Below are 17,653 nucleotides of genomic sequence, written 5' to 3'. Positions count from 1 at the left end.
GAACCGAGAGAGGATACGCGGGTGCAGGATAAGGGCAACGTGGACCTGCAGGACCAGCGGAGGCGATGGCGCTACCGGGCCTTCGCGATCGCGGTCGGCTGCCTGATGTCCCTTCTTGGGGTGAGTGCCCTTGCCGGCTGGCTGCTGCAGATCAAGCTCATCATTTCGCTCTTCCCCGGCTTTCCATCGATGGCCTTCAACACGGGGCTCTGCTTTGTGCTTTCAGGCCCTGGGCTCGCCGCTTCGACGCTTGCTGCCCGTCGCTTTCGCATAGCGGCAACGATCATGACGGGGCTCGCAGCGGCGATCGCGGCGGCGCGGCTCGTGGAAATCGCGACGGTCGGCCGGGCCGTCTATCATGTCGACCAGCTGATCACCCGCTTGGTGATTCCACCCGATTTCATTGCAGAGATCGGCGGCGGCATGGGGCCGAATACGGCGCTGATCTTTCTGATTGCCAATCTTTCGCTGCTGCTCTCGCTCCATGTGGGCAAGTCGAGAAACCAAGTGGTGCAGGAGCTGACGAGCTATGTCGTCGTCACGCTCGGCATGATCGCGCTCGCCGGCTATCTCACCGACGCCGAACAGGGCTACCGCTGGGGGCGCTATGCGGCAATGGCGTTGCACACGGCGATAGGCTTGGTGCTCTTCGGCTCGGGCCTGCTGGCCCGCTCCTGGTGGATGCAGCCGGCAAACAGGGCACAGATTCCGCTCTGGATTCCTGCGGCAGTCTGCTTCACCGGGCTTGTCGTCGATCTCTATACCCCGCTTGGCCTTGCCAACGGCATTCTTTACGTGCCGCTGGTGCTGACGGCGCTCTGGTTCGGCAACAGGAATGCGCCGCTCTTCTTCGCCTTTGCCTGCACAGTGCTCCTCATGCTCGGCTTCTTCGCCGTCAGACACGACGAGGCGACATTCTGGCAAGAGATAGCCAACCGCATCATCACGACCGCCACCCTCTGGCTGATCGCCATTCTCGTCTTCTATTTCCTGCGCAACAACCACAATCTGGAAGCCGAACGCGTCCGTTTCGGCGCGCTGGTGCGCAGCACGCCGGATGCCGTCATCGTCATCGACGAGCGTGGGACGATCAAGAGTTTCAATCCGGCGGCCGAGAGCATGTTCGGCTACTCCCCGCAGGAAACGATCGGCCGAAACATCAAGATGCTGATGCCCGAGCCCTATCACTCCGAACATGACGGCTATCTCGCCCACTACCATCAGACCGGCGAGGAGCGCATCATCGGCACGACGCGGATGGTCTCGGGGCGGCGCAAGAACGGCATCGTCTTTCCAATCGAGGTTTCCATCAGCGTCGTCGTCAGCGGCCAGACCAAGACCTTCGTCGGCATCGTGCGCGACATCAGCGAGCGCGTGCGGCAGGAAGAACGGATGAAAACGACGCTTTCGCAGCTCGAGGCGTACACGGCCGAGCTCGAGCGCAGCAATCACGACCTCGACGAATTCGCCTATATTGCTTCGCATGATCTGAAGGAACCGCTGCGCGGCCTGCACAACCACTCTCGCTTCCTTCTCGAGGATTATGAGGACAAGATCGACGAGGACGGCGTGCGCCGGCTGAACCGGCTCGTGCGTCTCAGCCAGCGGATGGAGAAGCTCGTCAACGACCTGCTCTACTTCTCCCGGCTCGGGCGTCAGCAGCTGGCGGTCAAACGCACCGATATCGGCCTGATCGTCAAGGACGTTGTCGCGACGATGGAGCTTCTGCTGGAAGAGCGGCATGCCAAGGTCGTCACCGATGGCCGGCTGCCGGAGGTGGTCTGCGACGCGCCGCGGCTGACCGAAGTGTTCCGCAATCTCATCACCAATGCAGTCAAATACAACGACAAGTCGGCGCCGCTGATCTCGATCGGCTATCTCGACCGGTACGTCGGCAAAGACGGCACGGTTGCCCGCAACGTGTTTTTCGTTAGGGATAACGGCAAGGGGATACCCCAGGAATTCCATGAGGATATTTTCCGCATTTTCAAACGTCTCGAAAAATCGCAAGATTCCGAGGACGGGACCGGGGCAGGCCTCACCTTCGTCCGCAAGATCATCGCGCGGCACAACGGCGATATCTGGCTGGAGTCCGAAGTCGGCGTCGGCACCACATTCTATTTCACCTTGGGAAAGAAGCGCGAGGGCCAGAATGCAGCAGCGTGACACGCAACCGATCCTGATCGTGGAAGACAGCGAAGACGACTTCGAAGCGACGATGCGCGCCTTCAAACGCACCAATCTGCGCAACTCGATCCGCTGGGCGGCTTCGGGCCAGGAAGCGCTCGACATGCTCGCCGCGATGGTGCCGAAACCAGGGCTGATCCTGCTCGATCTCAACATGCCCGGACTCGACGGTCGCAAGACGCTCCAGGCGATCAAGTCGAACGACGGCTGGCGCAAGATCCCGGTGGTGATCCTGACGACATCGGACGATGAACGCGACATTGAGGGCTGCTACGCGCTCGGCGCCAACACCTATGTGCAGAAGCCGGTCGATCTGGACGGCCTCTTCGCCGCGATCCAGCGGCTGAAGGAATACTGGTTCGAAATCGCGATCCTGCCGCTCGAGGACTGACAGTTTGGCGGAAGACTGCTGCATTCTCATCATCGACGACAACATCGACGACCGCGAGGTCTACCGCCGCATACTGGGCCGCGTCTCGAGCACGGCGTATACGGTCCTGGAGGCGGAGACGGGTGAAGAGGGTCGTGCGCTCAACCGCCGGAAACGGCCGAACTGCATCCTCCTCGACTACTCGCTGCCGGGACGCGACGGACTCGGCGTACTTGCCGACTTATTGGAGGACGATCCGGTCGCCAACGTCATCATGCTGACCGGCCAGGGCAGCGAGACCATCGCCGTAGAGGTGATGAAGAGCGGCGCGCGCGACTATCTCACCAAGGATTCCCTTTCACCCGAAACGCTGCATCGCTGCATCCAGAATGCCATCATGCACGGCATGCTGGAAACGCAGCTGGAGCAGAAGCGGCAATCGCTCGAGATATTCACACGCGCCATGGCGCATGATCTCAAGGAGCCTCTACGGACGATCAAATCCTTCAGCCGGATCCTGCACGGTTCTGCAGTGCTTCCGGCCGAAGACCGCGAGCTGCTCGATTACGTGCTGAGCGCCGCCGAGCACATGGAAGATCTGATCGTCAAGGTCTCGAACTTCACCAAGCTCGAAGCCTATGGTGGGCCGGAGCTGAATCCGATTTCACTGTCTGACGTGCTCGGCCAGGTGGAGGACAACCTGCGCCAGCAGACGGAGAGCCGCGGGGCCGTCATCATCCGCGGGCCGCTGCCGGAGGTGATGGGCGATGCAACGCTGCTGACCCAGCTTTTGCAGAACCTGGTGTCGAATGCCATCCGCTATTGCGATCAAAAGGTTCCGGAGATCAGAATCGCCGGCGAAGCGCGGGGAGATACCTGCCGCCTGACCGTGCGTGACAACGGACCGGGCATCGATCCCCAGCACCGCGAGCTGATCTTCCAGCCGTTCAAACGGCTGGTCGGGCGCGGCATCGAGGGCACCGGGCTCGGCCTTGCCATCTGCCGCCGTATCGCGCAGCTGCATGGTGGTTCTATCTGGTGCGAACCGGACAAGGGGCCTGGTGCCACCTTCATCGTCGAAATGCCGCTCGCCGAGGCGCGGCCCGCACCGCCTATCGCATCAGCCGTTGCGCCCGGCGTGAAGCCGGCGGAGCAGCCGGGCGAAGGTTCCGGCAGGCTTGCCGAAGTGCTGCTGGTCGAAGACAGCCCCGCCGACATCCAGATTCTGAAGATCAAGCTGATGCGGCGAGAGAAGGTAACCTTCAACCTGCATGTCGCCACCAATGGACGCGAGGCGATGCGGCTGCTCGAAGAACGCGCAGGCATAGCCGACGTGCCGCAGATCGACCTGATGCTGCTCGACATCAACATGCCGATAATGGACGGCTTCGAGGTGCTGCACGCGCTTTCGGCCGATGCTCGTCTGAAACGGATTCCCGTCTGCATTCTCAGCACCTCAAGCGATGAGACCGACGTGCAGCGGGCCAGAAATCTCGGCGCGCGCGCCTATATGGTGAAGCCGCCGACCCTGCAGCAACTGGAAGAGGCGCTCGAAGATGTCGATCATCTGGAATTGCTGCAGCGCGGCGATTCGCTTGCACTTTGTGCGGAACAAAACTAAGCGGTGGTCATTGGCAACGGTATGACTTTCGCAGCTCTCATACTCGCGCTCCTGACGACGCATCAATCAGGACTGCTCTCGATGGTATCAGGCATACATCACGTTACGGCCATCACTCGAAAGGTGCAGGCGAACGTGGATTTTTACGCCGGCTTTCTCGGCATGCGGCTCGTCAAGCAGACGGCTGGCTACGAAGATGCGACGCAGCTCCATCTCTTTTACGGCGATTCGGCAGGCACGCCGGGTTCGCTCGTCAGCTTCCTCGTCTGGGAGGACGGCGCGCCCGGCCGGGCGGGCTACGGCCAGATCAGCGAAATTTCGCTGGCGATCGATCCGGCGAGCATCGGCTACTGGCTGACGCGCGCCATGAGCTTCGGCCTGCGCTCGGAAGGACCCGCCGACGAATTCGGCGAGCCTGTTCTCAGGCTGAAAGACCCAGACAATATCATTCTCAAGCTCGCGGGTGCAAAGGACCTGACATCACAGGCCGTCTGGGACGGCGCCTCCATCCCGGTCGAGCATGCCGTCAAGCGTGTGCGCGGCGCAACCATGCTGACGGAAAAGCCGGCCGAGAGCCGCAGCTTCCTCGAGCGCCATTTCGGCTACCGCTTCCAGGCCAACCGCGGCACGATCGACAGGCTGGTTTCACAATCGGGCGACGTTATCGACGTACGCGATGCTCGCGGTTTCTGGTCCGGCGCGCCGGGAACCGGCACCGTCGATCATGTCGCCTTCCGGGCTCCCGATGAGGACACATTGCGTTCGGTATCCAAGGCGCTGGAGGCAAGTGATGCATCGCCGACCAACATGCACGACCGCAAGTATTTCCACTCGCTGTATGCCCGCGAGCCCGGCGGCACGCTGGTGGAGCTTGCAACCGACAAGCCCGGCATGATTGTCGACGAGGAGCATGCAGCCCTCGGCACCAAGCTGTTCGCGCCGCCCGAAGCGATCACCAATCTCAAGGACCTGAAGGTGGTGCTGCCGCAGTTTTCGATGCCCGGCGAGCCGCGCATCAATTACCGCGAGCTGCCATTCGTCCATCGCTTCTACACGCCGCCGAATCCTGACGGCAGCGTCTTCGTGCTCCTCCACGGTTCGGGCGGCAATGAGACGACGCTGATGCCGCTCCTGAACAAAGCGGCACCGCGAGCAACACTGATGGGCGTACGGGGCCGCGCGACTGAAGAAGGTTTCCCGCGCTGGTACAAGCGCATTACACCCTTCTCCTTCGACCAGGACGACATCAAGACCGAGGCCGAAGCCTTTGCGGCCTTCATCGAAGGCGCCGTCAAGTCCTACGGTCTCGATCCAAAGAAGGTCGTTTATGTCGGCTATTCCAACGGCGCCAACCTCCTGAACTCGCTGCTTTACCTGCACCCGAACCTCGTTCACAAGGCCGTGCTGCTGCGCTCCATGCCGGTTCTCAGCGACTACCCGCATGCCGATCTGAAGGGTACGGACCTGCTCGTCATCAGCGGTAAGACGGATGCCTACGGCAAATATGCGAGCGAGCTGGAGGAAAGGCTGAAAAGTTCGGGCGCCACAGTCGATTCCGACGTCATCCCCGGCGGCCACGATCTCGGCGATGCCGATGTGCCGATCATCCAAAAGTGGCTGTTACAGAATATGGGCGATGATCCACCGCCGCTGGAGCAGCAAGCGGTCAAACCGACGAGCGAGACGTTCGGGCAACCATGATGCCGGCGAGCACCACCGCGGCACCCAGCGCCTGCATCGTCCCTATCGCTTCATCGAGCAGCGCCCAGGCGAGAATGGCGGCGACGACCGGCTGCAGCAGCAGCGTAAGCGATGAAAAGGCTGGTGGCAGATAGGCCAGCGCATAGGTGATCGCCACCTGTCCGCCGGCATGGCTGACAAAGGCGAGGCCGAAGAGGATCGACCAGCCATAGAGGCTCGCCGGCAACATCTGGTCTTCAAAGAAGAAGGCTATCGGGAAGATGCAGACGGCAGCCGATGCCGTGCTCCACAGCATGATGCGGATCGTATCGAACCGGCTGCGTAGCCTGCCGATCGCCAAGATATAGCAGGCATAGAAGAAGGCGGCGATCATCGCGGCACCATCGCCGCGCAAATCGCCATTGCCGAGCCCTGCCGGTCCGCCCTTCAGAATAACGACACCGGCGAGTGCCAAGACCAGCCCCAACAGGAAGACGCCGCCGGTTCTCGCCTTGAAAAACAGGACGGCGATCAGTGTGACAAAAACAGGCGCGAGGTTTGCCAGCAGCGTCGCGTTGGCCACTGAAGTCATGGTGAGCGAAAGATGCCAGGCGGCCAAGTCAAGCGCCAGCATCAGGCCGGGAAGAGTCAACAGACCGTAATCGGAAAGATTTCGCGGCTTCGGCCCCGCATCCTTTTTCATGAGAGAGACGATGAAGATCGGGATCAGCGCCAGCGCCACGCGCCAGAAGGCAGTGGCCATGGGCCCGGCTTCGGACAGCCGGACGAAGATTGGCGAGCCGCCGATCGCCGCGCCGCCAAGAACGAGCGCAGCAAGGGCCAGACGATTGGCAGGCGAGGCTTCGGAGAGTGTGGAAGCAGTCTGCGACATGATTTCGATATTTCTGATTGCCTGAAAGACCGGCGGCGGGCCATTGACTGCCGCGTGCGTAGCAGAATTCGATCGCCGGCGACAGTCGAAGAACGACATCGGAACGGAAAATCAGACCGGCTGGGCGTTCGTCGCCGCCAGCCGCAGCTTTGCGGCGATTTCGCCTGCGACGAAGAAGGCATGCTCGGTCACCTGCGGCAGCCCCATCAGTTCGCCGAAAGTGCCGCGGGCCAGGGGACCGGAAATCAATAGGGAAGGTTCCGCCTTCCCCGACGGGCCAATCGCCTCCGAACGCTCAGTGCAGGCAAGGCCGAGGCCTGTGGGATCAAGCGACAGGTGGCCGCGCGCCGCAAGTGCCGCGAGCCAGGGCTGGGTTTCGAGAATGCCGCCATGCGCCGGGCCGGTGGTGACGACGACGGCATCATAGCTCTGCTCCAGCGACTGTCGCCGATGGCGCGGCTGCAGGGTGCAAACAACTAGCTCGCCTTCAATGCGCGCATCGGCGACCAACCCGGCAAGAATTTCCAGGCGACCGGCAGCAATCGCTGCGTCGAGCACAGCTTCCACCTGTGGCGCGATGCGGAAGCGATGCACATCCCAATAGGGGCGCAGATGGCGGACGAGACGGCAACGTTCGGCAACCGGCATCGCCTGCCAGAGATAGTATCCCTGCGCCCGCACCTGATCGATCACGCCATGCCAGCTTATGCCCTGTGCCTCCGCAGCTCTTATGGCCGCGCGGATTTCTGTCAGCAGCGAAACGGCGGAATGTGCCGCGTCGGAGAGGAAATCGCCGAAGAGCGGCTGCGGAACCGGCGCATGCCCGCGCGAGCGCAGACCACGGCGCGAGATTGCCGTCACCTGACCGTGATGACCGCGTTCGGCAAGCGAGGCAATGACATCGGCTGCGGTCAAGCCATTGCCGATGACCAGCACCCGGTCGTGGGAACGGATCACCTGGAGCGCGCCCGGCTTCGTAGTGTCTGCGACGAACCGGGGATGGGCGGCAAGGCGGGTCGCAAGCCGGCCCGGTGCCGCCGGCGGCGGGTGGCTGGTGGCGATGGCGACGATGTCGGCCTGTGTCACGCCGCCGCTTTCGTCGCGGATCAGCCATCGGCCGGTCCGGCGCTCGACATGGGTGACCGAGGTGCGGCAATGACGCACGCTGCCGTCTTGCAGCAGGGGTTTCAGAAGCGAGGCGACATAGTCGCCGAAGAGTCGGCGTTGGGGAAAGAGGAGGCCATCGGGGCGTTTTGCCTGCGGGTCGCAAGCGACGGCATCTCGGGCCTCGATCCAGGCCTGGAACTCGCCCTGGTCGTCGGGCTGCAGGCTCATTTTGGCGGCGGGAACGTTGATTCGGTGGGCAGGGTCGTCCGTGTCATAGGCAAGACCGCGGCCGAGCTCCGCGCGCGGCTCGAAGACCACGATGACGGGACGCTCGCAACCGTTTGCACGGGCGAGATGATAGGCGACACCCGCGCCGGAGACGCCACCGCCGATGATGGCGACGACGGGCTGGTCGGACATCGACAGAGGATTGGGCTGCATGATGGCCGACACCGTTAGTTCGATGCTCGAGCATAGAAGCCGGACAGGACTCACGCAATCCTCCGGCCACAATTGTCTATAATATTTGTGAAGATCAGCCTTGTTCCACTATCGTGGTCGAGAATTCGGGAGTGCCACGGATGGTGTTGCTGACCGTGCAGATCTCGTCTTCGGCGGCATCGACGATCTTGCGGCGGGTCTCTTCGTCGAGATCGCCGGTGATCGAGAAGACGATGTTGAATTTTGCAACGCGTGAGAGCCCTTCCGCCGCCTTTTCGCCAGTGACGTCGACCGTGATCTCGCTGATCCTGTCGAGAACCCCCATCTGACTGGCTGCAATGCGGGCGCTGAGCACGAGACAGGCCGAGAGCGAGGCATAGAGCAGATCGAGCGGGCTGAAGCCCGGCTGAGAGGGCGCGGTGACGATATCGATCTCACCCCTGGTGGTGGAAGTGACATGCGGAAAGCCGGTGCGACCGAGGGTGGCGGTAGCGCCTGTCGGACGGGGGCGTCCCTTGAGATCGGCCATGAAAAATCCTCTGACAAAGGTCTCGCAGAGATAGCGACTTGCGCCTCGGCCCGCAACGGCACCGCTTGATAACGGAACCTTTCAATCCGCCATCAGTTGATTACACCTGAACGAAATCAGTGACAAAGGTGCATAGCGATGCCGCATGTCCGCAACATGCATCGTCAGGACCGGCGAATGGACGCTCGCGACCGGCTGATCGTCGCTCTCTATGCACAGCTGAAGGCCGAGCGGGAAACACGCGAGACCTTGGAATGGGCGATCCGCAACGGCGCCATCTCGCAGGAGGTGCTGGAGGCGATCGCCGCCGATCCGGTCCCCGTCGTCACCAGCGAGGACATCGCCTCCCTGGAAAAAATCATCGCGCTCGACGAAAGGCGCAAACCAAATCGGAACTAGAGCGTGATGCCGAAACCGTTCGCGATTCGGCCGCATCATGCTCCGCTATCGAATTGAAAAGAGGAGATTCGAAATGGCCGATATCACCTATCAGGTCGTGCCGCATGACAATGGCTGGGCATACAAGCTCGGCGACACGCTGTCGGAAACCTATGCAACGGCTGAGGAAGCGATAGTCCACGCCAAGGATGCCGCGTCGCGTCAGAAAATCGGCGACGGCGACGCATTGCTCGCCTATCCTTCACCCGACGGCGGCTGGGCATTCCAGGAGCTCGAAACCGACAAGAGCAGCAGTCGGCTCTGACTTGCGACGGAGGATGGAATGGCCGCGCGGGCAAGTTGGAAAGGTCATCTCAAGGTAGGCGACCTTGCTTGCGCCGTCGGACTATATACCGCCATCTCCTCCTCCGACCGCGTTTCCTTCAACATCATCAACCGCAGGACCGGCCACCGGGTGGAACGGCAATTCGTCGACAGCGATACCGGCAAGCCGGTCGAGCGGGACGATCAGGTCAAGGGTTACCAGATGGAGAATGGCGACTACGTCGTCATTGAAGGCGAGGAGATCGCCGAGATCGTGCCGGAAAGCGACAAGGTGCTCAATGTCAAAGCTTTCATCGCCTATGACGATATCGACAAGCTCTATTTCGACCGTGCCTATTACCTCGCACCCGCCAACGAACATGATGAAGAAGCGCTGTCGCTGATCGTCCGCAGCATGCGCGACGGCAAGGTCGCGGCGCTCGCCGAAGCCGTGCTTTTCCGGCGCAACCGAACGCTGCTGATCCGGCCGCATGATAGTCACATCATCGCGACGATGCTGAACTTCGACTATGAGGTGCGCTCGGCCGATACGGTCTTCAAGGATATTCCCGATATCAAATTCGACAAGGAGATGCTCGAGCTCGCCGGTCACATCATTGAAACAAAACGCGGCAGCTTCGATCCGAGCGCCTACGAGGACCGCTACGAAGCGGCCCTCGTCGAATTGGTGAGAGCAAAGATAGAGGGCCGGGCGCCGCCGAAGAAGAAACCGGCACCCGAAAACAAGGTCGTCGACCTGATGGAGGCGCTGCGCCAGAGCGCCAAGATGAGCGGCAAGGCGAAGAAGGCGCCGGCAAAAAAGAAGGCGCCAGCGCGCAGCGACAGCCAAAGGACGAAGGCAGGCTGAGATGGCTCTCGAAACCTATCAGGCGAAGCGCAATTTCAAACTCACGCCGGAGCCGCGCGGCGGCAAGGGCCGCAGCAGCGGCAACAGTTTCGTCATCCAGAAGCATGACGCAACGAGGCTGCACTATGACTTCCGCCTGGAGATGGACGGGGTGCTGAAGAGCTGGGCGGTGACGAAAGGGCCGAGCCTCAACCCTGAGGACAGACGCCTTGCCGTACATGTGGAAGACCACCCGCTTTCCTATGCCGTCGTCTGGGATCGCGGCAACTGGACGCCGGTCGGCGATGCGCAACAGGCCTATCGCGAAGGCCATTTGGAATTCGAGCTCGACGGCGAAAAGCTGAAGGGCCGCTGGCATCTCGTGCGCATGCATGGGCGGCCTGGGGAAAAGCGGGAGAACTGGCTGTTGATCAAAGGAGACGACGCCGAGGCGCGTCACGACGGAGACATTCTCAAGGAGCGGCCAGAATCGGCAAAGACCGGCCGCCAGCTCGAAGATGTGTCGGAAAATCCGGATCCGACCTGGAAGTCCAAGTCGAAAGACGGCAAACCTACTGCCGCCAGAAAACCGAAGTCAACGACCAAATCTCCGGCGCCACAAGAACGCGACTGGCCGAAAGGTGCCCGCAAGGGCGCAATGCCCGACTTCATCGAGCCGGCGCTTGCCAGGTTGAAGCCGAAACCGCCGGCTGGTGATCGCTGGATCCACGAAATCAAGTTCGACGGCTACCGGCTGCAGGTCAGGATCGAGAACGGCGAGGTCAGGATGTTGACCCGCAGCGGACTCGACTGGACGGAGAAATTCGGCAGCGACGTACTCGAGGCCTTTGCCGCCCTGCCGGTACAATCGGCGGTGATCGACGGCGAAATCGTCGTCGAGCGCGATAGCGGCGCCTCAGACTTCTCGGCACTGCAGCACGATCTGAGTGAAGGCCGCGATGATCGCTTCGTCTTCTATGCCTTCGATCTTCTTCACCTCGACGGCTATAATCTGGTGAATGCGGCGCTCCTCGATCGCAAGCAACTGCTCGAAAGCCTGCTGCCCGGCGATAATGACAAGCTGCGCTACAGCGGGCATTTCAACGAAAGCGGCGGCCTGGTGCTCGACCATGCCTGCCGGCTCAGCCTCGAAGGGGTGATTTCCAAACTCCGCGACAGCAAATACACGTCGGGACGCAAAGGCGACTGGATCAAATCGAAATGCTCGCACCGGCAGGAATTCGTCATCGGCGGCTACGTGCCGTCGACATCGATGAAGAATGCGATCGGCTCGCTGGCGATGGGCTATTACCAGGGCGGCGAACTCAAAGCATGTCGGGCGCGTCGGGACCGGATATACGGCAGCAACCGCGCAAATGCTCTATGAGAAACTGTAGCGTCTGACGCAGAACGAGAATTCATTCGACGACAAGCTGACATCAGAGGAGCGGCGCGGATTGATTTATGTGAAGCCGCAGCTGGTCGGCGAGGTCGAGTTCCGCGCCTGGTCGGCCGACGGCAATCTGCGCCACGCGGCTTTCCGCGGCCTGCGAGAAGACAAGCCTGCGAAAGACGTGACGCGCGAGACGGAAAAGACCATGGCCCCTCCCCTGCCGAAATCAGCGGTGACGCTCACCCACCCCGACCGCATCTACTGGCCGGACGACGGCGTCACCAAGGAGGGGCTGGCAAATTATTATGCACAGGTCTGGCGCTTCATGGCGCCCTATGTCGTCAACCGGCCGCTGGCGCTCTTGCGCCTGCCTGACGGAATCAGCGGTCGGCAGCGGTTTTTCCAGAAACATGCCTGGAAGGGCATGAATCCGCATATTGAGGAGATCACCGATCCCAAGGACAAGCAGGGAGAGAAGCTGCTGCGCATTACCGATTTCGACGGCATCGTTGCGCTGGTGCAATCGGCAGCGCTGGAAATCCACCCCTGGGGTACGACGACCAACAATTGGGAAAGGCCAGATATGATCACGATGGACCTCGATCCCGATGACGAGGTGGAGTGGAAGGATGTGATCGCCGCTGCTTACCAATTGAAGGAGCGGTTCGAGGCCGAGGGCCTTGCCGCCTTCGTCAAGACCTCAGGCGGCAAGGGGCTGCATGTGGTGACGCCGCTCACGCCGAAGGCCGGCTGGGTCGAGGTGAAGGCTTTTGCCAAATGGCTCGCCGACAGCATGTCCGCCGACCATCCCGACCGCTACCTGGCGACGGCAACGAAGGCCAAGCGCAAGGGGAGGATCTTCATCGACTATCTCCGCAACGGCCGCGGCAATACGGCGGTCGCGCCTTATTCAACACGAGCACGGCCGGGCGCCGCGGTTTCGATGCCGTTGGAATGGAGCGAACTGACCCCCGACGTCGGACCGGCCTACTTCACCGTGGACAACACGCCGACCCGGCTCGACGCGCTGCCGCGAGATCCTTGGGACGGGTTTTTCGCCGCGGCTAAACCGTTGGAAAAGAAGAAGCGGTAGGCGAAACCTTCCAGCGCTAACGCGACTTCCGCCCGCCTTCCGCCGTCAGGCTCTTCTTCAGCGCATCCATGATGTTGATGACGTTGCCGGTCGATTTCACAGGCGCGGGTTTTTTGGCCGGCGCCGCCTTCTTAAGGCTCTTCTGTTTGCCTCGAATCATCAATTTCAGCTGCTTCTGGATCGGGTCCTGCACCATGGTCGGACTCCAATCCCTGGTCTCTTCCTTCACCAGCCGCTTCATCAGCGTCAGGAGCTTGCTGTCTATCTTTGCCTTGTCGTCGATTTCTGCCGAGGGTTCGCGCACCTCGTCGCCATAGCGCAGGGTCCAAAGCACGATTCCCTTGCCTAACGGCTCCAAGAGCACGGCACGCTCGCGGCGATAAAGTACAAGGCGGGCAATGCCGACGACGTCGTTGGCCTTCATCGCCTCGCGGATGACGCAGAAGGCTTCCACTCCGACCTTATCCTCCGGCGCCAGGAAATGCGGCTTGTCGTACCAGATCCAATCGATCGAGCCGCGTGGGACGAAGCTGTCGATATCGATGGTGCGGGTGCTTTCGAGCCCGACTTCCTCGATCTCGTCGTCTTCGAGAATGACATAGTCGTCCTCGCCGCGCGGATAGCCCTTAACCTGGTCCCGGTCAGCCACCGGTTTATGGGTAACGCTGTCGACATAGCGGCTTTCGACGCGGTTTTTCGTCTGGCGATTGAGGACGTGGAAACGCAACTTGTTGCTCTCGGTCGTCGCCGGCGTCAGCGAGACGGAGGCGGTGACGAGAGAGAGCTTGAGATAGCCTTTCCAGAATGTCTGGCGTGCCATGACTGTCCTGCCCTCCCGGACCGATGAAACATTGGCAATCAACGGGAAAACCCGCCTTCGGTTCCAGGCCGGGCATGACCGGCGGCACCCGACTCAAATCGACAGATACCGCTTCTGCCACGGCAGCTTCTTTTCCTGCCATGCGCGCGGCGTGAACTCGTCGTAGGCGGTTTCGGCGATCGCGAGCATCCAGTTGCGGCCCTTGCGGGCCAACAGCACGCAAGACAATTCCATGCCGGGCGCGAGGGCAATGGATGGCCGGTTGGCGCCGGGAATATCCACTCCCTTGTCACGCCACTGGATGACGATCTCGTCGGGCTCGGATGTCCATTCCCCCGAAGCAACAGATGCCTTGCCGCCGGGATTGAAACGGAGCGGCGGCGCCGCGACGTTCAAGAAGCTGCCGTCGTTGCGATAATTGCCGGTGATCCGACCGGCGGTGGCTTTGCCCTTTCCCGACAGAACCATGTCCTGCCCGCATCGCATGAATATGTTGCGCCGGAAGCTCCCCGACCATTGGCGATTGGCGAAGAAGGCAATGTCGCATCCGCTGATGACGTTGTCGTGGATGTCGATATCCTTGCGAAAGGCGAGTTCCTGGTCGGAAAAGCCGCTCAGACTGATGCCGCGATTATTGTTCTCGATCCAATTGTCGTAGACATGATGGCCGGCATGGTCTGCCTTGTCGCCGATGCCGTAGCCGAAGGAATAGTCGTTCATCCTGCCGTCGCGCATGACGTTGCTGCGCACCACGGCATCGTCGCCGATCGATGAAAACGAAAAGTTCTTGCCGCCGATAAAGTTGTATTCGACGAGATATTTCCGCGTTCTGTCGCAGACCAGCGCACCCTTGTTCGAGGCGCTCGTCGGCGACTGCAGGAACAGGTTGCCGCGGATCACCACGTCCGAGCTGATATTGTCGTCACTGTTCTGATAGGCGAACTGGCAGCAGTCCGCGCCTTCGCCCGGCGCCGCCCCCATGCGGTTATTTTCCAGAAGAACGTTTTTCGTCTTCGTCAGATAGATGCCGTCGCCCCTGACATTCTCCGTTTCGCAGCGCCTGACGACGAGGTTGCTGCCATTGTGAAACTTGAATCCGCGAGGCGAGTTCTTGACGATGACGTCTTCGACCACCGTATCGGAGAACACCTGATAGGCGACGCCGATATCCTCTGCGCCGTCGATAACCTCGCCCCGCGTGGACACGCCGTGAGCTTTTTTTCGCATAATTGCGGGCATCGGATCTCCATCGACGCGGTTGCTGCAGCGCCGGCGCATCTTACGAGACGCGCAAAGGCTGCGGCAATGCTTTGAGCTGCTGCATGTTTATCTAAATCGATTCCGATTTAAGAAATACGCAGTCGTCCAAATTAATGCAGGGCATGTGGCAGGAGTTTGACCGCCTGCCTTAACTTCGTACACCGCCACGAGACCTCCGATCGGTCAAACGCGCTTCCGGTCCGCATCACCATTCCGCTGACGCTGGCTGTTCCGAGCGGTTTCAACCCGCACACGATGTCGGCGACCGAACTCCCGTCCAGTCCGCGCGGCAGATGATTTCGTTTGACGGATATCCTACAAGTGGATATGTCTCTTGCATCTTCTCTTTGCAGACGGAAATGAGAACGCATGTCGCTGAAATCCATGAAGCCCCTCGCCCGTGCGCCTCTCCTTCACGTGTCCGTGCAGGAAAGTCTGCGGGCCTACATCAGCGACAACGGATTGAAGCCGGGCACATTGCTTCCGGCTGAATCCGAGCTGGCGAACCAGCTCGGCGTCAGCCGCAATTCCCTGCGTGAAGGCATCAAGGCGCTGGAATCGCTGGGCGTGCTGGAATCGCGCCGAGGCGTCGGCATCTTCGTAAAGGCATTCTCATTCGAGCCGCTGCTCGACAATCTCGCTTATGGGCTCGGCGGCGCGCTGCGCCAGATCGAAGAAGTGATCGAGATCCGCCGGACGCTCGAAGTCGGCCTGATCGGCAAGACGCTTGAAATGATCGGCGACGACGACATTGCAGAGCTACGCGCGACAGTCGACCGCATGCGGGTCCATGCCGAGCGGGGTCAATCCTTTGCCGACGAAGATCAGCTCTTTCATACCCTGCTCTTTCGCTGCCAGCACAACGAGACCCTTGCCCGACTGATCGATGTGTTCTGGCTTGCCTTCTACAAGGCGTCGGATTTCGTCAACCTCGACAATGTCGACCCCGTCGCCACCTGGAGGGATCACGCGGCGATCGTCGATGCCATCGAGGCGAAGGACGTCGCGGAAGCGCAGAAGCGCCTGGATCGCCATTATGACGGCATTTCCCGGGTGATCGCAGCCAACAAGAAAAGTGCAAATGTGGGAGGAGCACAATGAAACGACTGCAGAGACTATCATCCGCCATCGCGCTCAGTGCGATGATGGCGACGACCGTCGTCCCGGCCTTTGCCGGCCCCGTTCAGGCAGCAACGCTGTCGGGCGGGTTCGACGTCGGGCCCGGCGGTTTCCAGGGCAATTTCAATCCGCTCGCCGCGACAGGCGGCTTCACATGGCTCAGCGTCTATTTCGAGCCGCTGCTGACCTATGACGAGAAGCTCGAGAAGGTCGTCGGCCAGCTCGCCTCGTCCTACCAGGTCAGTTCCGACCAATTGGCCTACACCTTCACGCTCGCCGATGCGAAGTGGCATGACGGCAAGCCCTTCACGGCGAAGGATGCCAAGTTCACCATTGAGCTGGCCAAGAACGCCAAGACCGGCTCCGTTCTGGCGGCACGACTGAATGCCGTTTCCTCGGTCGAGGCCAAGGACGACAAGACCCTTGTCATCAAACTCTCGGCCCCATCCGCAAGCCTGATGGACACGCTGACGAAGGTGATGATGCTGCCGGAGCACGCGCTTTCGCAGATCCCTGCCGATCAGCTTGCGAAGAACACATGGTGGTCCACCGCGCCGATCGGCACCGGGCCATTCAAGTTCAGCAAATATGTGACCGATCAATATGTTGAACTTGTCGCCAACACCGACTACCGAGGCGGCAAGCCGGCGCTCGAGAAGATCATCAACCGCTATTTCGCCAATCCGGCTGCTGCGATTGCCGCGCTGCGCGCCGGCGAAATCCAGTTTACCTACGTCGATTCCAACGATCTGAAAGCCCTCAATGACAACAAGGATTTCCGCGTCATCGAAGGCAACTCTTTCGTCGTCAACTATCTCGGCTTCAACCACGACTCGCCGATCTGGAAGGATGTTCGGGTCCGTCAGGCGGTGATGTACGCAATCAATCGCGACGCGATCATCCAGAGCCTCTACGGCGGCGCTGCGAAACCTGCAAACTGCGCATATGTCGCCGATCAGGTGGTGCCGAAGGACATTGAGGCCTACGCCTATGATCCCGAAAAGGCCAAGCAACTGCTGAAGGAGGCCGGCTGGGACCAGATCAACGGTAACAAGCCGATAACCCTTCTGACCTATTACACGACGCCACTTGCCGCCAATGTCATGGCGGCGGTCCAGGCGATGCTCGCTCAGGTGGGCATCAACGTAACGCCGCGCGCCGTCGATACCCCGACCTATAACAGCATCGTGCTCAACCCGACGCCTGACGTCGCACAGTTTCAGATGGTCTATGCCGGCCTTCAGAACGGCCCGGATCCGGGCAGCATCAATGTCGGCCTCAACGAAAAGCAGATCCCGCCGGCCGGCCCGAACGTTGCGCGTGTGCGCATGCCGATGCTGACGGCCGCTCTCGACGCGGCGCTTGGCGAAACGGATGCCGCGAAGCGCGACGACCGCTATCAGGAGGTCTGCAAGGTGATGAACAAGGAACTGCCGTGGGGTCCGCTATGGGTGGCCAAACGCTATGGCGTCGCCTCCGCCAAGCTGAAGGACTTCATCTGGACGCCTGCCCCAGGGGGCGGCCCTTACCAAGCGCATCCTGAGAAATGGGCTATCGCCGAATAGGGCGAGGACATCCTGAGTAGCAAAGGG

The 17,653-nt window shown here is 61.0% G+C and carries 13 protein-coding genes and 2 pseudogenes; 10 read left to right on the top strand and 5 right to left on the bottom strand.

What is annotated here, in order from left to right:
* Positions 1-21 precede the first annotated feature (21 nt).
* From J2J98_RS03110 to J2J98_RS03095, 4 genes are read left to right on the top strand one after another with little or no spacing between them, the layout of a single operon-like run.
* The gene (locus tag J2J98_RS03110) at positions 22-2,166 is read left to right on the top strand and encodes a sensor histidine kinase (RefSeq protein WP_207602318.1); all 2,145 of its coding nucleotides are present in this window, start codon (positions 22-24) and stop codon (positions 2,164-2,166) included.
* Positions 2,153-2,578, top strand: a complete 426-nt coding sequence (locus J2J98_RS03105) for a response regulator (RefSeq protein WP_064709834.1) — start codon at positions 2,153-2,155, stop codon at positions 2,576-2,578. Before J2J98_RS03110 ends, J2J98_RS03105 begins: the two co-directional genes overlap by 14 nt.
* 4 nt (positions 2,579-2,582) lie before the next feature.
* Positions 2,583-4,178, top strand: a complete 1,596-nt coding sequence (locus J2J98_RS03100; protein WP_207602317.1) for a response regulator — start codon at positions 2,583-2,585, stop codon at positions 4,176-4,178.
* Between the two features lie 21 nt (positions 4,179-4,199).
* The gene (locus J2J98_RS03095; RefSeq protein ID WP_246569388.1) at positions 4,200-5,879 is read left to right on the top strand and encodes a VOC family protein; all 1,680 of its coding nucleotides are present in this window, start codon (positions 4,200-4,202) and stop codon (positions 5,877-5,879) included.
* On the opposite strand, the gene J2J98_RS03090 is transcribed toward J2J98_RS03095, so the two are convergent.
* From J2J98_RS03090 to J2J98_RS03080, 3 genes and pseudogenes are all read right to left on the bottom strand, one after another.
* Positions 5,845-6,750 carry a DMT family transporter gene (locus tag J2J98_RS03090; RefSeq protein ID WP_138395503.1) on the bottom strand — a complete coding sequence of 302 codons (906 nt, stop codon included), beginning with the start codon at positions 6,748-6,750 and terminating at the stop codon, positions 5,845-5,847. The two genes, J2J98_RS03095 and J2J98_RS03090, sit on opposite strands and share 35 nt — an antisense overlap.
* 111 nt (positions 6,751-6,861) lie before the next feature.
* Positions 6,862-8,345: pseudogene (locus tag J2J98_RS03085) on the bottom strand (FAD/NAD(P)-binding protein).
* Between the two features lie 47 nt (positions 8,346-8,392).
* A complete protein-coding gene (locus tag J2J98_RS03080; protein WP_138395502.1) occupies positions 8,393-8,827 on the bottom strand; it encodes an OsmC family protein in 435 nt (144 codons plus the stop codon).
* Between the two features lie 138 nt (positions 8,828-8,965).
* On the opposite strand from J2J98_RS03080, the gene J2J98_RS03075 reads away from it, so the two are divergent.
* The 4 genes and pseudogenes from J2J98_RS03075 to ligD all read left to right on the top strand — a co-directional run bounded on the left by J2J98_RS03075 (position 8,966) and on the right by ligD (position 12,862).
* Positions 8,966-9,226 carry a hypothetical protein gene (locus J2J98_RS03075; RefSeq protein WP_207602315.1) on the top strand — a complete coding sequence of 87 codons (261 nt, stop codon included), beginning with the start codon at positions 8,966-8,968 and terminating at the stop codon, positions 9,224-9,226.
* 73 nt (positions 9,227-9,299) lie between these two features.
* The gene (locus tag J2J98_RS03070) at positions 9,300-9,530 is read left to right on the top strand and encodes a DUF2188 domain-containing protein (protein ID WP_064709830.1); all 231 of its coding nucleotides are present in this window, start codon (positions 9,300-9,302) and stop codon (positions 9,528-9,530) included.
* Positions 9,531-9,548: 18 nt separating this feature from the next.
* Positions 9,549-10,397, top strand: a complete 849-nt coding sequence (gene ku / locus J2J98_RS03065; RefSeq protein ID WP_207602314.1) for a non-homologous end joining protein Ku — start codon at positions 9,549-9,551, stop codon at positions 10,395-10,397.
* A gap of 1 nt (position 10,398) precedes the next feature.
* Positions 10,399-12,862, top strand: a pseudogene (gene ligD, locus J2J98_RS03060) (DNA ligase D).
* Positions 12,863-12,878: 16 nt separating this feature from the next.
* On the opposite strand, the gene ku (J2J98_RS03055) reads toward ligD, so the two are convergent.
* Both ku (J2J98_RS03055) and J2J98_RS03050 read right to left on the bottom strand, forming a co-directional pair.
* Positions 12,879-13,682, bottom strand: a complete 804-nt coding sequence (gene ku, locus J2J98_RS03055; RefSeq protein WP_207602313.1) for a non-homologous end joining protein Ku — start codon at positions 13,680-13,682, stop codon at positions 12,879-12,881.
* A gap of 93 nt (positions 13,683-13,775) precedes the next feature.
* Complete coding sequence (locus tag J2J98_RS03050) at positions 13,776-14,921, bottom strand: right-handed parallel beta-helix repeat-containing protein (protein ID WP_207602312.1); 1,146 nt, start codon at positions 14,919-14,921, stop codon at positions 13,776-13,778.
* A gap of 390 nt (positions 14,922-15,311) precedes the next feature.
* Between J2J98_RS03050 and J2J98_RS03045 the strand changes: the two genes are divergently transcribed.
* Together J2J98_RS03045 and J2J98_RS03040 are read left to right on the top strand one after the other, a co-directional pair.
* On the top strand, positions 15,312-16,043 hold the full coding sequence (locus tag J2J98_RS03045) for a FadR/GntR family transcriptional regulator (RefSeq protein ID WP_138395495.1): 732 nt from the start codon (positions 15,312-15,314) through the stop codon (positions 16,041-16,043).
* A complete protein-coding gene (locus tag J2J98_RS03040; protein ID WP_207602311.1) occupies positions 16,040-17,626 on the top strand; it encodes an ABC transporter substrate-binding protein in 1,587 nt (528 codons plus the stop codon). The genes J2J98_RS03045 and J2J98_RS03040 overlap by 4 nt, the downstream gene beginning before the upstream one ends.
* The last annotated feature ends 27 nt before the right edge of the window (positions 17,627-17,653 follow it).

Origin of the sequence: Rhizobium bangladeshense, assembly GCF_017357245.1 — a bacterium.
Classification (GTDB): Bacteria; Pseudomonadota; Alphaproteobacteria; order Rhizobiales; family Rhizobiaceae; genus Rhizobium; species Rhizobium bangladeshense.
The sequence above is the reverse complement of the archived record's forward strand: the minus strand, read 5'-3'. Positions and strand labels throughout refer to the sequence as shown.

Excerpts from the sequence above, each read along its gene's own strand:
- J2J98_RS03105 (WP_064709834.1), top strand. The coding sequence starts at position 2,153 with ATGCAGCAGCGTGACACGCAACCGATCCTGATCGTGGAAGACAGCGAA.
- J2J98_RS03095 (WP_246569388.1), top strand. The coding sequence starts at position 4,200 with ATGACTTTCGCAGCTCTCATACTCGCGCTCCTGACGACGCATCAATCA.
- J2J98_RS03090 (WP_138395503.1), bottom strand. The coding sequence starts at position 6,750 with ATGTCGCAGACTGCTTCCACACTCTCCGAAGCCTCGCCTGCCAATCGT.
- J2J98_RS03080 (WP_138395502.1), bottom strand. The coding sequence starts at position 8,827 with ATGGCCGATCTCAAGGGACGCCCCCGTCCGACAGGCGCTACCGCCACC.
- J2J98_RS03075 (WP_207602315.1), top strand. The coding sequence starts at position 8,966 with ATGCCGCATGTCCGCAACATGCATCGTCAGGACCGGCGAATGGACGCT.
- J2J98_RS03070 (WP_064709830.1), top strand. The coding sequence starts at position 9,300 with ATGGCCGATATCACCTATCAGGTCGTGCCGCATGACAATGGCTGGGCA.
- ku (WP_207602314.1), top strand. The coding sequence starts at position 9,549 with ATGGCCGCGCGGGCAAGTTGGAAAGGTCATCTCAAGGTAGGCGACCTT.
- ku (WP_207602313.1), bottom strand. The coding sequence starts at position 13,682 with ATGGCACGCCAGACATTCTGGAAAGGCTATCTCAAGCTCTCTCTCGTC.
- J2J98_RS03050 (WP_207602312.1), bottom strand. The coding sequence starts at position 14,921 with ATGCCCGCAATTATGCGAAAAAAAGCTCACGGCGTGTCCACGCGGGGC.
- J2J98_RS03045 (WP_138395495.1), top strand. The coding sequence starts at position 15,312 with ATGTCGCTGAAATCCATGAAGCCCCTCGCCCGTGCGCCTCTCCTTCAC.
- J2J98_RS03040 (WP_207602311.1), top strand. The coding sequence starts at position 16,040 with ATGAAACGACTGCAGAGACTATCATCCGCCATCGCGCTCAGTGCGATG.